At 74.8% G+C, this 15,462-nt stretch carries 15 protein-coding genes; 8 read left to right on the top strand and 7 right to left on the bottom strand.

Translation table 11 applies throughout. From position 1 onward, the window contains the following. Positions 1-118: 118 nt before the first annotated feature. From BLS99_RS24795 to BLS99_RS24765, 7 genes are all read right to left on the bottom strand, one after another. Positions 119-1,282, bottom strand: coding sequence for a UvrD-helicase domain-containing protein (locus BLS99_RS24795; RefSeq protein WP_218126852.1), 1,164 nt, complete (start codon positions 1,280-1,282; stop codon positions 119-121). 359 nt (positions 1,283-1,641) lie between these two features. Next, positions 1,642-1,881 carry a MoaD/ThiS family protein gene (locus tag BLS99_RS24790; protein WP_091054421.1) on the bottom strand — a complete coding sequence of 80 codons (240 nt, stop codon included), beginning with the start codon at positions 1,879-1,881 and terminating at the stop codon, positions 1,642-1,644. A 2-nt stretch (positions 1,882-1,883) separates the two neighbouring features. After that, the gene (gene moaA, locus BLS99_RS24785; RefSeq protein ID WP_091054420.1) at positions 1,884-2,927 is read right to left on the bottom strand and encodes a GTP 3',8-cyclase MoaA; all 1,044 of its coding nucleotides are present in this window, start codon (positions 2,925-2,927) and stop codon (positions 1,884-1,886) included. Positions 2,928-2,947: 20 nt separating this feature from the next. Beyond that, positions 2,948-3,853 (bottom strand): fructosamine kinase family protein, encoded by a 906-nt coding sequence (locus tag BLS99_RS24780; protein ID WP_218126851.1) that lies wholly within the window; start codon positions 3,851-3,853, stop codon positions 2,948-2,950. A gap of 320 nt (positions 3,854-4,173) precedes the next feature. Continuing rightward, positions 4,174-5,289: a phosphoserine transaminase gene (gene serC, locus BLS99_RS24775; protein WP_218126850.1), complete on the bottom strand. Its 1,116-nt coding sequence runs from the start codon at positions 5,287-5,289 to the stop codon at positions 4,174-4,176. A gap of 110 nt (positions 5,290-5,399) precedes the next feature. Further along, positions 5,400-7,421 (bottom strand): PIG-L family deacetylase, encoded by a 2,022-nt coding sequence (locus BLS99_RS24770; RefSeq protein WP_091054419.1) that lies wholly within the window; start codon positions 7,419-7,421, stop codon positions 5,400-5,402. Between the two features lie 119 nt (positions 7,422-7,540). Then, on the bottom strand, positions 7,541-8,629 hold the full coding sequence (locus BLS99_RS24765; RefSeq protein WP_091054418.1) for a citrate synthase 2: 1,089 nt from the start codon (positions 8,627-8,629) through the stop codon (positions 7,541-7,543). Between the two features lie 341 nt (positions 8,630-8,970). On the opposite strand from BLS99_RS24765, the gene BLS99_RS24760 reads away from it, so the two are divergent. The 8 genes from BLS99_RS24760 (at position 8,971) to BLS99_RS24725 (ending at position 15,170) form a co-directional block, all read left to right on the top strand. Continuing rightward, positions 8,971-9,882, top strand: coding sequence for an aldose 1-epimerase family protein (locus BLS99_RS24760; RefSeq protein WP_245712406.1), 912 nt, complete (start codon positions 8,971-8,973; stop codon positions 9,880-9,882). A 193-nt stretch (positions 9,883-10,075) separates the two neighbouring features. After that, positions 10,076-11,236, top strand: coding sequence for a septum site-determining protein Ssd (ssd, locus tag BLS99_RS24755; protein WP_091054416.1), 1,161 nt, complete (start codon positions 10,076-10,078; stop codon positions 11,234-11,236). After that, positions 11,233-12,390: a TadA family conjugal transfer-associated ATPase gene (locus BLS99_RS24750; RefSeq protein ID WP_091054415.1), complete on the top strand. Its 1,158-nt coding sequence runs from the start codon at positions 11,233-11,235 to the stop codon at positions 12,388-12,390. Before ssd ends, BLS99_RS24750 begins: the two co-directional genes overlap by 4 nt. After that, positions 12,387-13,064, top strand: coding sequence for a type II secretion system F family protein (locus tag BLS99_RS24745; protein ID WP_091054414.1), 678 nt, complete (start codon positions 12,387-12,389; stop codon positions 13,062-13,064). Before BLS99_RS24750 ends, BLS99_RS24745 begins: the two co-directional genes overlap by 4 nt. Next, complete coding sequence (locus BLS99_RS24740) at positions 13,064-13,663, top strand: type II secretion system F family protein (RefSeq protein ID WP_091054413.1); 600 nt, start codon at positions 13,064-13,066, stop codon at positions 13,661-13,663. The genes BLS99_RS24745 and BLS99_RS24740 overlap by 1 nt, the downstream gene beginning before the upstream one ends. Before the next feature lie 393 nt (positions 13,664-14,056). Then, entirely contained in the window at positions 14,057-14,251 is a 195-nt protein-coding gene (locus tag BLS99_RS27715; RefSeq protein WP_091054478.1) for a DUF4244 domain-containing protein, read from the top strand. Positions 14,252-14,460: 209 nt separating this feature from the next. Next, positions 14,461-14,766: a TadE family type IV pilus minor pilin gene (locus tag BLS99_RS24730; RefSeq protein WP_091054412.1), complete on the top strand. Its 306-nt coding sequence runs from the start codon at positions 14,461-14,463 to the stop codon at positions 14,764-14,766. Continuing rightward, on the top strand, positions 14,766-15,170 hold the full coding sequence (locus BLS99_RS24725; RefSeq protein ID WP_091054411.1) for an Rv3654c family TadE-like protein: 405 nt from the start codon (positions 14,766-14,768) through the stop codon (positions 15,168-15,170). Before BLS99_RS24730 ends, BLS99_RS24725 begins: the two co-directional genes overlap by 1 nt. Positions 15,171-15,462: the final 292 nt, after the last annotated feature.

Below are 15,462 nucleotides of genomic sequence, written 5' to 3'. Positions count from 1 at the left end.
ACGGTGTCCTCTTCGGTGTGCTCCATCGGTACTCCCAGCGTGAGACGGCGGTTACCCGACTATTGTGTCCCATGCCCGCGTGTCCGCGCGGGAACTCCGCGTGGTCGGACCGCCCGTGCTACAGCAGTCGCGGCTGCTCAGGGCCCGAGTGCAACTGCGGGACCATCCCGAATGGACTGAACAGTCCCTGGTCCACATCGGCCAGGAGGGGCGATCCGCTGCCGGTGTGCGACACGTAGGCGAGGTCGCGGGTGCGCCCGAGCGCGACGTACAGCTCGCGGCGGGCCGCGGCGGTGTTCGGCCAGTCCTCGGCGGTGACGCCCGTGAGGCACACCACCCGGTACTCGCCCTCGGCGGCGGCGGCCACCGACAGGCCGTCCGGACCGATGACCGCGAACTCGTCGGGCTCGACCCCGAGTTCGGCGAGCCGGTCGGCGAGGGTCGCCACGAAGTGCTTCTCGTCGTCGGCGTCGACCGCGAAGTACCGGCCGATCCCCGAGCCCTCCAGAGCCGGGCGCTCGGGCTGCACGAGGCGGCCCGGGACGCGGCTGATCGGCTCGATCACCTGCGAGGCGGCGACGAGGACGGCGGCGGGGCTGCGGTGGTTGCGCGACAGGCGCATCACGTGCGCCTGCGGGAACTGCTCCCCGAACGCGGCGAACGCGGCCGGCTCGCCGGTGCACAGCGCCGAGTCCGGGTCGCCGGTGGCGGTCACGTCCGACTCCGGCCCGCGGTGGTCGGTGAGCTGGCGGAACAGGCGCATGGGCATGCGCGGCAGGTCGTCGATGAAGAGGTGCCCCAGCTCGGGCGGGGCGGCGGCGGCGAAGTCGTCGAACTCGGCGACGGTGATCGCGGCGGCCTCGCGGCCCAGCAGCGCGCCCAGCTCGCGGCGGATGCGCGCGGCGCCCGGCGTCGAGGCGGCCAGCACCAGGCACTGCCGCGCGGGCACGCCCAGCTCCTGCACCAGGTACGCGGTGCGGCGGATGAGCAGGTGGGTCTTCCCGGTGCCGGGCGAGGCGTTGATGAGCAGCGGCCCGCGGCCGGCGGAGGCGGCCACTCGCTGCATCGCGTCGAGGGAGTCGAGCAGGCCCGCGCCCACCTCGTCCATGCCGGTGAGCAGCGGGGCGGAGTCCAGCCACGGGTCGGGCGTCCGCGTCGTCAGCGCCGGCTCCGGCATGGGCACGGCTTCGCGGACGTATCTGGAATGGGGCCGGTGCGAGCGGCGGCGCCGCTCGGCGGTGGTCCGCATGTCGGCCGAGAGCTCGAACAGCGGTGACGCCACCTGCGGCTGCTTTCGTTCATCAGGACGGCGCACACATGCATCCTCGCAGACAGGCGACGCGCACGAACCGGCGCCTCCCGCCCCGCCCCCCGACCCCCGCCCCGATCCGCCCCCCGACCCGACCGAACATGAAGGAAGCGCACCGTGTCGTACCCCTGGCGTACGGTCATGGATAGGGGCGTCCGTGCAGGACAAATCCGGAATATCCGCTTTCACATTTCGCCGCCCGCGCAGCCCACCGACCGCCCCGCCGCGGCTCCGCCGTATGCCGGAACTTCCGATCACGGTCCGCTCGATCGCCGGGCCTTCGCGGCCCCGCCGCAGCCGCGCACCCCGCGCACCGGCGCCGCGGCCCGGTCTCACCCGCCCGCGAAGGGCGGCAGCACCTCGACCGTGACCCCCGCGGGGAGCACCGTGGCCGGGTCCTTCGCGGCCAGGCCGTCCACCAGCAGCGTCGACGCCGACAGCACCTTGTCGAGCAGCGGGCCGTGCCGCTGCGCCAGGACCGTCTTGAGCTCGCCGACGTCGGCGGCGCTCACCTGCTCCTCGCCGCGTCCCGCGGCCGCCTTCGCGCCCGCGAAGTACCGCACCGTGACCACCCTCAGCCTCCGATCGCCGACATCGGCCGCGCGGGCTGGAGGAACGACGGGTCGTCGATCCCGTGCCCGGGCAGCTTGCCCCACATCGCCTCGCGCCACCGCCCGGCGATCTCCGCGTCGGACGCCCCCTCGCGCATGAGCCCGCGCAGGTCGGTCTCGCCACGCGCGAACAGGCAGTTGCGGACCTGCCCGTCGGCGGTGAGCCGGGTGCGGTCGCAGTCGCCGCAGAACGGGCGCGTGACCGAGCCGATGACGCCCACTTTCGCGGGCCCGCCGTCGACCAGCCACGTCTCGGCCGGGGCCGAGCCGCGGTGCGCCGGATCGGGCGCGAGGTCGAACTCGGCGCGGAGCGCGTCGAGGATCTCGGCGGCCGTGACCATCTCGTCCCGGCGCCACACCCCGGCCGCATCGAGGGGCATCTGCTCGATGAACCGCAGCTCGTAGCCGTGCTCGACCGCGAAGCGCAGCAGCGCGGGCGCTTCGGCGTCGTTGACGCCGCGCATGAGGACGGTGTTGATCTTGACGGGGGCGAGCCCGGCGGCGGCCGCGCCCGCGATGCCGCGCAGCGTCGCCTCCAGGCGGTCGCGCTTGGCGAGCTCCTTGAACGTGGCGGGGTCGAGCGTGTCGAGCGAGACGTTGATCCGGTCGAGCCCGGCGCCCACCAAGGCCTCCGCGAGGCGGTCGAGGCCGATCGCGTTGGTGGTCAAGGAGATCTCGGGGCGCGGCTCCAGGGCCGCGGCCTCCCTGACGATGTCCGTGAGGCCCGGCCGCAGCAGCGGTTCGCCGCCGGTGAAGCGGACTTCGCGCACGCCGAGGTCGCCGACGGCGATGCGGACCAGGCGCGAGACCTCGTCGTCGGTGAGGAGCGTGGGCTTGGGGAGCCACGGCAGCCCGGCCTCGGGCATGCAGTAGGTGCAGCGCAGGTTGCACCGGTCGGTGAGGGAGACGCGGAGGTCCGCGGCGACGCGCCCGTGCCGGTCCCGCAGGGCGCCGGGGCCCTGGGCACGGGCCTCGGGGGCGCCGGGTGCGGGGATCGGTGCAGGCATGCTTCGAGCGTAGTCCCCCACTATGACAGTTTCGTAAAGTGAGACACGAGTCCCATGAGCTGGGAGCGATACGGGCGGCCGAAGAGCGTGGTGTGGACCAGGAGCGGGAAGACCTGGTGCAGCGGCGTGCGCTCCTCCCAGCCGTCGGCGAGCGGCGCGGCCTCGTCGTACGCGGCGAGGACGGTCTCCAGCAGCGGCGTCCCGCCCCACAGGCGCAGGTTCGCCAGGTCGGTCTCGCGGTGGCCGCCGTGCGCGGCCGGGTCGATGAGCCACGCCCGCTCCTCTCCCCACAGGACGTTCCCCCACCACAGGTCGCCGTGGACGCGCGCGGGCGGCTCCTGCGGCCCGGCGAGCCGGTCGAGGCGCGCGGCGAACCGCTCGATCGCGGCGACGTCCCCGGCGTCGAGCGCCCCGTTGTCGCGCGACGGCCCCAGGTACGGGGCGATGCGCCTGGCCGCGTACCACTCGGCCCAGGCCGGCCCGGCCGGGTCGTTGTCCATGAAGGTCTCGCCGATGAAGCCGCGCCAGGGCGCGCCGAACGCGTCGGCGCCCGCGAGGTGCATGCGGGCGAGGTCGCGCCCGAGCGCGGCGGCGTGCTCGCGGGTCGGCTCGGCCGGTTCGATCCAGGGCTCGACGAGCATCGCGTCGTCGGCGTACAGCAGCGGCACGGCCGCTCCCGTCGCCTCGCCGAGCCAGCGGAGCCCGTTGGCCTCGGCGGCGAGGTAACCGGGGGTGCGGCCCTCGGTGAACTTCGCGAACAGGTGCGAGCCGTCGTCGAACGTGAGCCGTTGCGCCGATGCGGAACCGGCGCTCGGCGTCGCGGCGGGCATCGCGAAGTCGCCGGCCTTGACCGGGGTCGTGCGCACCCGCTGGTGCTCGATGAGCTGCGGCAGCAGCCGGAGCTCGACGTCCGATGCAGTGGTCACGCCCCCAACGGTAGCCGCCCCGGGCGCCGCCCGCGCGCACGCACGAAAGGCCGCGACGGCCGGCGCCGCGACCGGGAGGAGGCGGTCCGTCCACGTTCGACCCGCCGGGGCTTCACCGAGTCGCCGCAGTGCAGTGCAGTGCAGTGCAGTGCAGTGCGACGCGTCGGGCCGGGCCGCGGCCCGGCCCGTTCGGTGCGCGGTGATCGGTTCGAGGGGTCTCGGCGGCGGGCGTTGTCGGTCCCCGCCGGTACGGTCGTGACGGTCGGGCGGCTCGGCATGCGGGTGCCGGGTCGCCCGGCCGGCCGAAGCCGGCGGTCGTGCTAGCCGAGCTTCGCGGCCACGAAGTCGATGGCCTCGGTGAGCTTGGCGGTGTCCGCCGGGTCCACGGCCGGGTAGGTCGCGATGCGGAGCTGGTTGCGGCCCAGCTTGCGGTACGGCTCGGTGTCGACGACCCCGTTGGCTCGCAGCACCTTCGCGATCTCGGCGGCGTCGACGCCCTCGAAGTCGACCGTGGCGACCACGTTCGAGCGGAGGGAGGGGTCGGTCACGAACGGAGTGGCGAACGCGCTCGCGTCCGCCCAGGAGTAGATCGCACCGGCCGACTCGGCGCAGCGCTTCGCGGCGGCGTCGAGCCCGCCCGCGGCGTTGAGCGCGTCGACCTGCTCGGCGGCGAGCACCACGGTGGCCACGGCCGGCGTGTTGTACGTCTGCTCCTTGCGGGAGTTGTCGATCGCCGTCTTGAGGTCGAGGAACGCGGGGATGTACCGGCCGGAGGCGGCGATGCGCTCGGCGCGCTCGATCGCGGCGGGGCTGAGAACCGCGATCCACAGGCCACCGTCGGAGGCGAGGCCCTTCTGCGGCGCGAAGTAGTAGCAGTCGGTCTCGGTGAGGTCGACCGGCAGGCCCGCGGCGGCGGAGGTCGCGTCGTGGAGCATGAGCGCGCCCTCGTGCGCGACGCGCTTGACGTCGACGGCGACACCGGTGGAGGTCTCGTTGTGCGGGGTGGCGTAGACGTCCACGCCCTCCTCGTAGGACAGGTACGCGGCGGTGCCGGGCTCGGCGGTGACGATCGTCGGGTCGCCCAGGTGCGGGGCGATCTTGACCGCCTTCGCGAACTTGGACCCGAACTCGCCGAACGTCGCGGCCTGGGCGCGGTCGTCGACGAGGCCGAACACGGCGACCTCCCAGAACGCGGTGGCGCCGCCGACGCCGAGGACGACCTCGTACCCGTCGGGGAGGCCGAAGAACTCGGCGAGGCCGGCGCGCAGGCGACCGACCTGCGACTTGACGGCCTTCTGGCGGTGGGAGGTGCCCATGACGGACCTGCCGAGACCGGACAGCGCGCTCATGGCCTCGGACGGCACCTTGGAGGGGCCGGATCCGAAGCGCCCGTCGGCGGGCAGCAGCTCTGCGGGGATGGTGATCTGGTCGGTCACGGTAAGGCTCCCATCTGGGTCGGTCCTGGGCCTCACTGTAAACCCGGGCCTGCGGGGCGTGATCGCGCGGTACCGGCCCGGCCGCAGGCTGGGACGCGAGGACCGGCAGGTCAGGCCGCGGGCGCCCAGCCGACGGGCGGCGGCGCGCCGGGCCCGGCCTGCGCCGTCCACAGTTCACCGTCGGCCGCGAGCGCCCACAGGCGCAGCGTCCCGTCGGAGCCGAACGCGGCCGCGGGGCGCTTGAGGACGGTGACGTCGCCGCGGGTCCACGGCCGCGACAGGAGCGTGTACGGGCCGCCGTGGTCGAGGTCGGCGAGGGCGAGGACGAGGACGGCGGGGGCGCCGCTGCCGTCGTCGCAGGCGACCGCGAGGGCCCCGTCGGGGCCGATGGCGAGTGCGGGGGCGAGGAGCCCGCCTTCGAGGGGGACCACCGTCCCGGTCCACGTCTCGCCCTGTCCGTAGTGGAGGACGACGTCGCTGCTGCCGGCGGCGCGGGAGGCGATGACGGCGCGCCCGTCGGGGCCCTGGGCGGCGGTGACGGCGCTCGCGGGGATGTGGACGGCGCCGTCGGGCCCGGGCAGGTCGAGGTCGCGGCGGGTCCAGGAGGTGCCGTCGCCCTCCCAGGCGGCGGTGTTGCCGGGCGTGGCGGCGACGATGGTGAACGCGCCGGCCGCGCCGTACGCGGCGGGCGCCTCGTGGACGGGGGGCCCGTCGAGGTGCGTCCATGCGCTCCAGGCGGTGCCGGTGCGGGTGCGGACGGCGAGGCCGCCGTCGGGGTGGCGCAGGCAGGCGACGGCGGTGGTGCCGTCGTCGGCGGCGGCGGGCTGGCCGACGGTGCGGGCGGGGCCGCCGGTCCCGGCGGGGTTGCCGAGGTCGGTCCATTCGCCGGTGTCGAGGTCGAGGCAGTGGAGGTCGCGCACGTGGCCTGCGGGGTCGCGCGTGAAGCCGGGCCCGATCGCGTAGAGGCGGTTGCCGGCGCGGGTGAGCGCGGGGAGAAGCGGGGGCCCGCCGAGGTCCTCCCAGGCGCCGCCGCGGAGGATCGCGGCCCGGTCGCCGCGGACGGCGGCGGGCAGGATCTCGCCGTCGCGGTCGACGGCCGCGACGGCCTGCGTGTAGCGGGGGTGGGTGGCGTGGCCGTAGGTGGTGCCGGCGCCGGGGCCGACGATGAGGCGGTCGCCGCATCCGGCGGCGTGGCCGCAGCCGCCGCCGTCGGCCCACGCGTAGGCGTCGAGGGCGGCGCCCTTCGCGTCGAGGTCGGCGGGGCCGAGGTTGCCGGGCCAGCGGCGGTTGTAGTAGCCGCGCCAGGACTCGACGGCCTTCGCGCCGCCCCAGGCGGTGACGGCGTCCCAGGCGAACAGGGCGGCGGCGGTGTGGTCGATGTGGTCGGAGAAGCCGTCCTGCTCGGCGCCGAGCCGTTCGCCGGCGACCGGGTCGGGGTCGGGGTCGAGGGTGTTGACCGCGACGGGTGCGTACCGTTCGAGCAGTTCGACGAGGCTGGCGCGCACGGTGGCGCGGTCGACGGTGGACTCGGAGGTGAGCGGCGAGTCGGCGGGCGCGAGGACCGCGGCGGCGTCGAGGCGGCCCTCCCACAGGGCGAGGAGCCGCGTGAACTCGCCGGTGACGCGCCCGAGGTTCGTCCATAGCGAGCAGAGCACGAGGTGCACGCCGGGGCGGTCGCGCAGGACGCACAGCTCGACGTCCTGGCCGGAGTCGAGGGTCGCCCGCCTCCGGTCCCAGGGGGCGTCGGGGTCGCCGAGGGCCATGCGCGCGTAGGCGCGGCGCAGGCCGTTGCCGCGCGCGGCGGCGTACCCGGCGTAGTCGACGGGGGCCGCGGTGTCCCACGTGTTGCGCCCGTCGGCCTCGCCGGCGGTGAGGACCACGGTGCACAGGTCCGCGCCGTCGTCCAGGAGGCGGGCGACGCGGGGGTTGACGAAGTACAGGCAGTCGTCGGCGTGGGCGCCGATCTGCAGGTGGACGGGGCCGGTGCGGGGCGGCTCGGGGAAGGACGCGCCGGTGGCGGCGTCCCACACGGACCGGGTGGACTCGGCCGCCGCGGCGGTCACGGCCAGCCCGGCGAGGCCGCCGACCAGGAGGTCGCGGCGGCGCAGGTGCGGTGGCCGGGGGGAGGGCATGGCGGTCTCGTTCGGGTGGTCTCGGGTTCCGGCCCGATCCTATCCCGCACGCGCGCCGGGCCCGGACGCGAAGCGGCCCGCACCCGGCGGGGTGCGGGCCGCTCCGGAAGCGGTTCCGGCTACTGCCAGCCCTCGACCTCGTCGAGGCCGCGCGGGCCGGGGCCGACGTAGGTCGCGGAGGGGCGCACGATCCGGCCGAGCTTCTTCTGCTCGAGGATGTGGGCGCTCCAGCCGCCCACGCGGGCGCAGGTGAAGATCGGCGTGAACAGCTCGGCGGGGACCTCGGCGAAGTCGAGGAGCACGGCGGACCAGAACTCGACGTTGGTGGCGAGCACGCGGTCGGGCTTGCGGGCGCGCAGCTCGGCGAGGGCCGCGGACTCCAGGGCCTCGGCGACCTCGTAGCGGGGGGCGCCCAGGGCCTTGGCGGCGGCGCGGAGCACGCGCGAGCGCGGGTCCTCGGCGCGGTAGACGCGGTGGCCGAAGCCCATGAGGCGCTCGCCCGAGTCCAGCAGGTTCTTGACGTAGCCCTCGGCGTCGCCGGACTTCTCGACGCCCTCGATCATGTGGAGCACGCGGGAGGGGGCGCCGCCGTGGAGCGGGCCCGACAGCGCGCCGATGCCCGAGGAGATCGCGGCGGCGGCGTCGGCGCCGGTGGAGGCGACCACGCGGGAGGTGAAGGTGGAGGCGTTCATGCCGTGCTCGGCGGCCGACATCAGGTACGTGTCGACGGCCTTGACGTGGGCCGGGTCGGGCTCGCCGCGCCAGCGGCGCATGAAGCGCTCGGTGATGGTCTCGGCCTTGTCGATCTCCGACTGGGGCACGGCCGGGCGGCCCGATCCGCGGGCGGACTGGGCGATGAAGGACAAAGTGGTGACCGACACTCGGGCGAGATCGTCCCGGGCGGTCTCGTCGTCGATGTCGAGCAGCGGCTTCAGGCCCCAGTAGGGGGCGAGCATGGCGACCGCGGCCTGGGCGTCGACGCGGGTGTCGCCGGAGGAGACCGGGACCGGCACGGGCTCAGCGGCGGGCAGGCCGCTTCCGAACTTCCCGTCCACGAGGAGTCCCCATACGTCGCCGTAGGTGCTCTGCGCTACCAGGTCCTGGATGTCCACCCCGCGGTAGCGGAGCGAACCACCCTCTTTGTCAGGCTCGGCGATCTCGGTTTCGAAGGCGATGACGCCCTCGAGGCCGGGCTTGAACTCAGACATCGTTGTACTCCTGAGTGTGTTGTCCCTGAGGTTGCCGACCGGGGGCTTCCGGGAGGCGACGGTTCGTAGTTATCTGGAAATGGTGCCTCAAGGCCGTCCGCGACGGAAGTGCCCGCAGCGCGGGGGTGATCCTGAATGCCGGTACGGAAGTGGCGCAAAATATGAGACAAGCATCGCGAGCCTGGTTGTTTGTCCATTTTTGTCGCTTTTGATGGGAGGGTTTCGATAATGGGTCTTGTTGGTTTCAACGGTTTCCTGCGATCTCGCCCACATCGACACGCGTGCCGCAGGTCATCCGCCATGAGCTAACGTCAAAGCACATCCAGCCCATCGATAACGACATGGAGGTAACCCCTATGGCGCTGTCCGGCGAGCAATGGGTGATCGCCTACAACGACCACGAGGCCACCATCGTCGCTGTCGGCGGCGGCGTGCGCTCGTACACCTACCGGGGACGTCCGGTGGTCATGTCCTACGGCGACGACGAACTCGCCCCCGGCTGGTCCGGCCACATGCTGGCCCCCTGGCCCAACCGCATCCGCGACGGCAAGTACACGTACGACGGCACCGAGTACCAGCTCCCGGTCAACGAGATCGAGACCAACACCTCGCTCCACGGGTTCGTCGCCTGGGCCGAGTGGTCCGCCGTCGACGTCACCGACACCTCCGTCACCCTCGAGTGCCGCCTCCCCGCGCGCCTCGGCTACCCCTGGACCCTCCAGCTGCGCACCCGCTGGTCGGTCGGACCCGGAGGACTCCGCGCCGCGCACACCGTCTCCAACCCCGGGTCGAAGACCGCCCCCTTCGGCTTCGGCACGCACTCCTACCTGCTCCCCGGCTCCCTGGAGCGGATCGACGAGGCCACCCTCCACGTCCCGGCGGCCAAGAAGCTGCGACTCGACAAGCAGCGCATCCCCGTCGGCTCCGGCGGCGGCGACTTCGACGAGCCGACCGTCCTCAAGGACCTCGTCATCGACGACGCCTACGGCGACCTCAAGCGCGGCTCCGACGGGAAGGCCGAAGTGCGGCTCGCCGACCCCGTCTCCGGCCAGGCCGTGACCGTCTGGATGGACGAGTCCTTCGGCTGGGTGCACATCTACACCTCCGACGGCCTCGACGGCGACCGCAAGCGCGCCTCCGTCGCCATCGAGCCGACCACCTGCCCGCCGAACGCCTTCGCCACCGGCGAGGACCTCGTCGAGCTCTCACCCAGCGAGGCGTGGTTCGGCGTCTGGGGCATCCGCCCCGAATAGGAACCGCGAACGCGCACGAGGGACCGTCCAGCCGGGACGGTCCCTCGTGCGCGTTCGCGGAGTTATCCACAGGCCCGCCGCGCCCGGCCCCGCGGGTTATCCACAGGCCCGGAAAGTTTTCCTCGACAGTTCCCCGCCCCACCCTGCAAGGTTGCTCCAAGTCACGTGAACACCACTGAGCGTAGGAGCAATCATGGCCGCGACACTCGACCGCACCACCATCACCGCCGCACCCGCGGCCGAATCCCTCCTCGTCACCGCCGACGACCGCCTCGCCGAGGCCGTCACCCCGCTCGCCGCCGCCGCGGGCCACCCCCTCCGCCGCGTCCACCACGCCCTCGACGCCGAGAGCGCCTGGCAGCGTGCCCCCATGGTCCTCGTCGGACCCGACCTCGCCCCCGAATGCATCGCCCTCGACTACCCCACCCGCGACCACCTCGTCCTCTGCACCACCATGGCCTGGCTCGGCGCCGACACCACCGACGCCTCCATGCTCTGGCCCCTCGCCATCCAGATGCGCGCCGGCAGCGTCATCGCCCTCCCCGGCGCCGACGACTGGCTCCTCGACCTGTTCACCCGCACCGCCCTCGACACCGAACCCGCACCCGTCGTCGCCACCGTCGCCGGACACGGCGGCGCCGGCGCCTCCACCCTCGCCCTCGCCGCCGCCACCGACGCCGCCCGCGACGGCAGGCGCACCGTCCTCATCGACCTCGACCACACCGGCGGCGGCATCGACGCCGCCGCCGGACTCGCCGCCCAGCCCGGCTGGCGCTGGCCGTCCCTGACCGGCGGCACCGGCCTCCTCGAACCCGAACGCCTCCTCGACGGCCTGCCCCGCCGCGGCGGCCTCCACGTCGTCGGCCCCGACCCGCGCAACCCCGCCGACGTCCCCGCCGGCGCCTTCGACCAGGTCCTGCGCGCCGCCCGCCTCGCCGCCGACCTCGTCGTGGTCGACCTGCCCCGGTCCCGCACCGACGCGGGCGTCCGCGCCGCCACCGCCGCCCGCGCGGTCGCCGTCGCGATCGGCCCCGGCGAACGGTCCTGGGAGGCCGCCCGCAGCGTCACCGCCGCCTACGGCCTCTACAACCCCCACCTCGGCGTCGTCCTCCGCGGCGACGCCCGGCCCCGGCCCGCCGGCGTCTCCTGGGACGGCCCGCTCGAAGCCCACTGGGCCGAACCCCCGGTCTGGGGCGCGGTCCCCACCGACCGGCGCCTCCCGGCCCTCCTGCGCCAAGGTCGCGTCCCCCGCGGGCGCCTCGCCCGCGGCATCCACGACCTCACCGCCGAACTCAGCCGCGAACGCCCCCGCCGCGACCTCGCCCTCGCCGGCCGGACCGGAGCCTCCCGATGAGCCTCGAACTGGTCGACAAGGTCCGGCGCCAACTCGCCGCCCAGTCCCGTCCCGGCCGCGACTCCGCCACTACCACCGCGACCGCCGAGATCGTCCGCGCCCTGCGGGACTCCGGCACCGCCCCGCCCGACCAGACCTCGCTGCTGCGCATGTCCCAGGCCCTGAGCGGCGACCTCATCGGCGCCGGACCACTCCAGCCGCTCCTGGACGACCCCGCCGTCACCGACGTGGTCGTCAACGGCGCCAACGGGGTCTGGGCCGACCGCGGCGACGGCCTGCGGCCCGCCGACGTCCGCCTCGGCCGCACCGACGCCGTCCGCTCCCTCGCCTGCCGCCTCGCCGCCGCCGCGGGCAGGCGACTCGACGCGGGCAGCCCGTACGCGGACGTGCGCCTCCCCGACGGCACTCGCTTCCACGCCGTCCTCCCGCCCATCGCCACCGCGGGCCCGTACCTGTCCTTCCGCACCCACAGATCCAAAGCCTTCACACTCGCCCAGCTCGTCGACGCCGGCACGCTCACCACCGACATGGCCGACCTGCTCCTGCGCATGGTCACAGCGAAACTGCCCTTCCTGGTCACCGGCGGCACCGGATCCGGCAAGACCACACTGCTCGCGACACTGCTCTCCCACGCACCCGAGGACGAACGCATCGTCGTGGTCGAGGACGCCGCCGAACTCGCCCTCGACCACCCGCACGCGCTCACACTCGAAGCCCGCCCCGCGAACGTCGAGGGCGCCGGCGCCGTCGACCTCGCGGCCCTCGTCCGCCAGGCCCTGCGGATGCGCCCCGACCGGATCGTCGTCGGCGAATGCCGCGGCGCCGAGGTCGTCGAACTCCTGGCCGCACTCAACACCGGCCACGAAGGCGGCGCCGGCACCCTGCACTGCAACGCCGCCGCCGACGCACCCGCCCGCCTCGAAGCCCTCGCGCTCCCGCACGGCCTGCCCCGCGCCGGACTCCACGCGCAACTGGTCGCCGCCCTGCGCGTCGTCGTCCACCTGAAACGCACCGCCACCGGCCGCCAGGCCACCGAGATCGCCGTCATCGAATCCGGCACCGCCGGACTCGCCGTCACCGCCGCCTGGACCCGCCACGGACCCGGCCCGTCCGCCGGAATCCTCGAACGCCTGCTGAGGGAGCGCACCGCATGACCGCCATCGCCAACGCACTGATCACCCACCGCCCCAAGACCACCGCCATCGGCATCGCACTCGCCGCCGCGGCACTCGCGGCCTGGTTCGCCGGCCACCGCCACCAAGGCGGCCTCGGCCCACTCGCCGCCGCCACCGCGGGCACCCTCGCCGCCCTCTACGCCTCCGCCGCGGCCACCGCCTGGCACCGGGCCCTGCGACGAAAACGACGGCGCGACGCCGAACACGCCGCCGCCGACACGGTCGCCTACCTCGCCGCCGACCTCGCCGCGGGCACCGACCCCGACCGCGCGATCACCGCCGCCGAACCCGACTGGCCCGCCGAAGCCGCCGCCACCGCGGCACGCCTGCGCGCCGCGCTCGCGATCGCCGCCGAACTCGGCGCCCCCGCGGCCGAACTCTGCCGCCGCCTCGCCGACCACCTCCGCGAGACCGAGCAGGCCAACGCCAGAGCCCACGCCCAGACCGCGTCGATCCGCACCACCGCCGCACTGCTCATCGCACTCCCCCTGGCGGGCATCGGCTTCGGCGAACTGCTCGGCGCCGACGCGCTCGCGTTCCTCCTCGCGAACCCGCTCGGCATCGCCGCCGCCGCGACCGCCGTGGGCCTCCAGGCCGCGGGAGCCGCCTGGACCGCGGCGCTCATCGCCTCCGTCGGCACGGGAGGCGCGTGATGCTGCGACGACTCATCGGCCCGCTCACCGGCACCGCCGTCGCCTTCGCCGTCGGCGGACCGGCCGGCATCATCGCGGGCTTCGCCGCCTGGTGGCTCGCCGCCCGGCTCGTGCGCACCGACCCCGACCGCAAGGAACGGGCCGCCGCCGAACGCCTCGCACCCGACTGGCCCTGGACCCTCGACCTGATCGCCGCGGGCCTGCGCTCCGGCGCCCCGTTCACCCAGGCCGCCTTCGCCGTCGCCGACACCGACGACTCCGCCATCGGCGACCGGCTCAGCCGCTTCGCCGGAGCCGTCCACCTCGGCGCCACCGCGGCCGAGGCGCTCCCCGAACTCGGACGGCTCCCCGGCGCCGACCGCCTCGCCCGCCAACTCGACCGCTCCGGCGACACCGGCGCGGCCATCGCGGGCGGACTCGAACAGCTCGCCGCCTCGCTCCGCGCCGACCAGCGCATCCGGACCGAGGAACGCGCCGGACGCGCCGCGGTCGCCCTCGTGGGCCCGCTGTGCCTGTGCTACCTGCCCGCGTTCGTCGTCGCCGGCATCGGCCCCGTCGTCCTCGGCGTCGTCGCCGAGACCCTGGGCCCCGGCCTCTGACCCACCAGACCACCGAAGAGAGGAACCGCAATGCGAACCGACACCGAGACCACCGTCGCCCTCCAGACCCGCCGCCCGTCCCCCCGCCGCCCGGCCGCCCACCCGGCCGCGTGCCGGCCCGAGTCGATCCGCTGGCCCACCTGCCGCGCCGCGACCTGCGACGCACCCAGGTGCAGGGTTTCCCGCCACGAACCCGACACCGAGCACGACGACCTCGAAGAACCCACGGTCCGCATCACCGCCGCCGCGGTCGACCGACCCGCCTGGGACCCGGGCAGCAACCGGGCCCGCACGCCCATCACCGTCGAAGCACCGCAGCCACCCGACGACCGCCCCACCACCCGCTACCGCCGCCCGGGCCCCGACGAGCCCGACGAATGGCGCACCGGCCGCATGCGCGCCAACGCGAAACCGAGCTGGGGCGGCCGGTTCGCCTCCAAGATGCGCGGCGAGAGCGGCATGAACACCGCCGAATACGCCCTCGGCACCCTCGCCGCCGTCGCCTTCGCCGGCGTCCTCATGAAGGTGCTCACCTCGGGGCCGGTCGAAAGCGCCCTGCGCGCGCTGATCGAAAGGGCCCTCTCATGACCGCGCGAACCCGACCGGGCCGCAGCGGGCGCTGGCCACTGCGAAGGCGGGGCCGACCACCGAACCCGGAACGCCGCGCACGTGACGACTGCGCCCGCGACGGCTGCGCTCATGACGACTGTGCCCGTGACGAGTGCGCTCGTCACGACCGCGCTCGTCACGACCGCGCACATGGAGACGCTGGACAGCGGGGGTTCGTCACGGCCGAGATGGCCGCGGCGCTCCCCGCGGTCGTCGCGGTGCTGGCCCTCGGATTGTGGGCGGTGTCCGCGGTCGGCTTGAAGGTCAGGGCGATCGACGCCGCCAACAGCGCCGCCATCGCCGCCGCCCGCGGCGAAGACGCCCAAGCGGTCGCCGCGCCCTACCTGCCCGAGGGCGCCACGGTCGCGGTCTCCGAGGACGGCGACATCGCGCGGGCGGTGGTCACGGCCGCGACCCGACCGCTCGGGCCGCTCACGCCGTCGATGGTCATCACGGCGACGGCAGTGGCGCCACTCGAACCAGGACTGCCGTGATGGACCGGACTCGGACACGTCGTGGTCGAGCACGGCAGCGCCCGGAAGGCGCGCCTGCCGACGAGAAGGGCTCGGCGACGGTCCTCGCGGCGGGAGTGGCGGCCGCGCTGGTCGCGACCGCGGTGGCCTTCACCGCGATCGGCCAGGCCGGAGCGGCCCGCCACCGGGCCCAGGGAGCCGCCGACGCGGCGGCGCTCGCGGGCGCGGCACGGGTGCTCCTCGGCGAGGGCGAGGCGTGCGCGGCGGCGCAGGAGATGGTCGACCGGACCGCCACGGAGTTCGTGCGCTGCGAGGTCGACGGCCTCGAAGTGACCGTCTACGTCAACGAGACCCCGACCGGCCTCCCGCAAGCCCTCGGCCCGGCCCGAGCCGTCTCCAGAGCAGGCCCGGTCCTCCTCGAATAGCCCGACCCGACAACCAACCACGAGCCCCCGGCGGCCCAGGCCAGGCCGCCGGGGCCCGAAGAACGACTCAAAGCTTCGACGATCAATCGGTGTGCAGGTAGGCGGAGGGTGGGCACGGGGAGGGGGAGGGGCCCCGGAATCCGTCCGCCCCAGCGAGCCCCGGCGCTTGCCGAATCCCGCCCGGAGCGGTTCGCTCTGCCGGTGCGGGGTGCGGGGTGCGGGGTGCGGGGTGCGGGGTGCGGGGTGCGGGGTGCGGGGTGCGGGGTGCGGGGTGCGGGGTGCGGGGTGCGGG

The sequence above is a fragment of the Glycomyces sambucus genome (assembly GCF_900102815.1).
In the GTDB taxonomy this organism is placed as follows: Bacteria; Actinomycetota; Actinomycetes; order Mycobacteriales; family Micromonosporaceae; genus Glycomyces; species Glycomyces sambucus.
This window is presented reverse-complemented; position numbering and strand designations above follow the sequence as displayed.

What these genes read in the sequence shown, in the direction of transcription:
- moaA (WP_091054420.1), bottom strand. Translation starts at nt 2,927, where the DNA reads ATGCCTGCACCGATCCCCGCACCCGGCGCCCCCGAGGCCCGTGCCCAG.
- BLS99_RS24770 (WP_091054419.1), bottom strand. Translation starts at nt 7,421, where the DNA reads ATGCCCTCCCCCCGGCCACCGCACCTGCGCCGCCGCGACCTCCTGGTC.
- BLS99_RS24765 (WP_091054418.1), bottom strand. Translation starts at nt 8,629, where the DNA reads ATGTCTGAGTTCAAGCCCGGCCTCGAGGGCGTCATCGCCTTCGAAACC.
- BLS99_RS24760 (WP_245712406.1), top strand. Translation starts at nt 8,971, where the DNA reads ATGGAGGTAACCCCTATGGCGCTGTCCGGCGAGCAATGGGTGATCGCC.
- ssd (WP_091054416.1), top strand. Translation starts at nt 10,076, where the DNA reads ATGGCCGCGACACTCGACCGCACCACCATCACCGCCGCACCCGCGGCC.
- BLS99_RS24750 (WP_091054415.1), top strand. Translation starts at nt 11,233, where the DNA reads ATGAGCCTCGAACTGGTCGACAAGGTCCGGCGCCAACTCGCCGCCCAG.
- BLS99_RS24745 (WP_091054414.1), top strand. Translation starts at nt 12,387, where the DNA reads ATGACCGCCATCGCCAACGCACTGATCACCCACCGCCCCAAGACCACC.
- BLS99_RS24740 (WP_091054413.1), top strand. Translation starts at nt 13,064, where the DNA reads ATGCTGCGACGACTCATCGGCCCGCTCACCGGCACCGCCGTCGCCTTC.
- BLS99_RS27715 (WP_091054478.1), top strand. Translation starts at nt 14,057, where the DNA reads ATGCGCGCCAACGCGAAACCGAGCTGGGGCGGCCGGTTCGCCTCCAAG.
- BLS99_RS24730 (WP_091054412.1), top strand. Translation starts at nt 14,461, where the DNA reads ATGGCCGCGGCGCTCCCCGCGGTCGTCGCGGTGCTGGCCCTCGGATTG.
- BLS99_RS24725 (WP_091054411.1), top strand. Translation starts at nt 14,766, where the DNA reads ATGGACCGGACTCGGACACGTCGTGGTCGAGCACGGCAGCGCCCGGAA.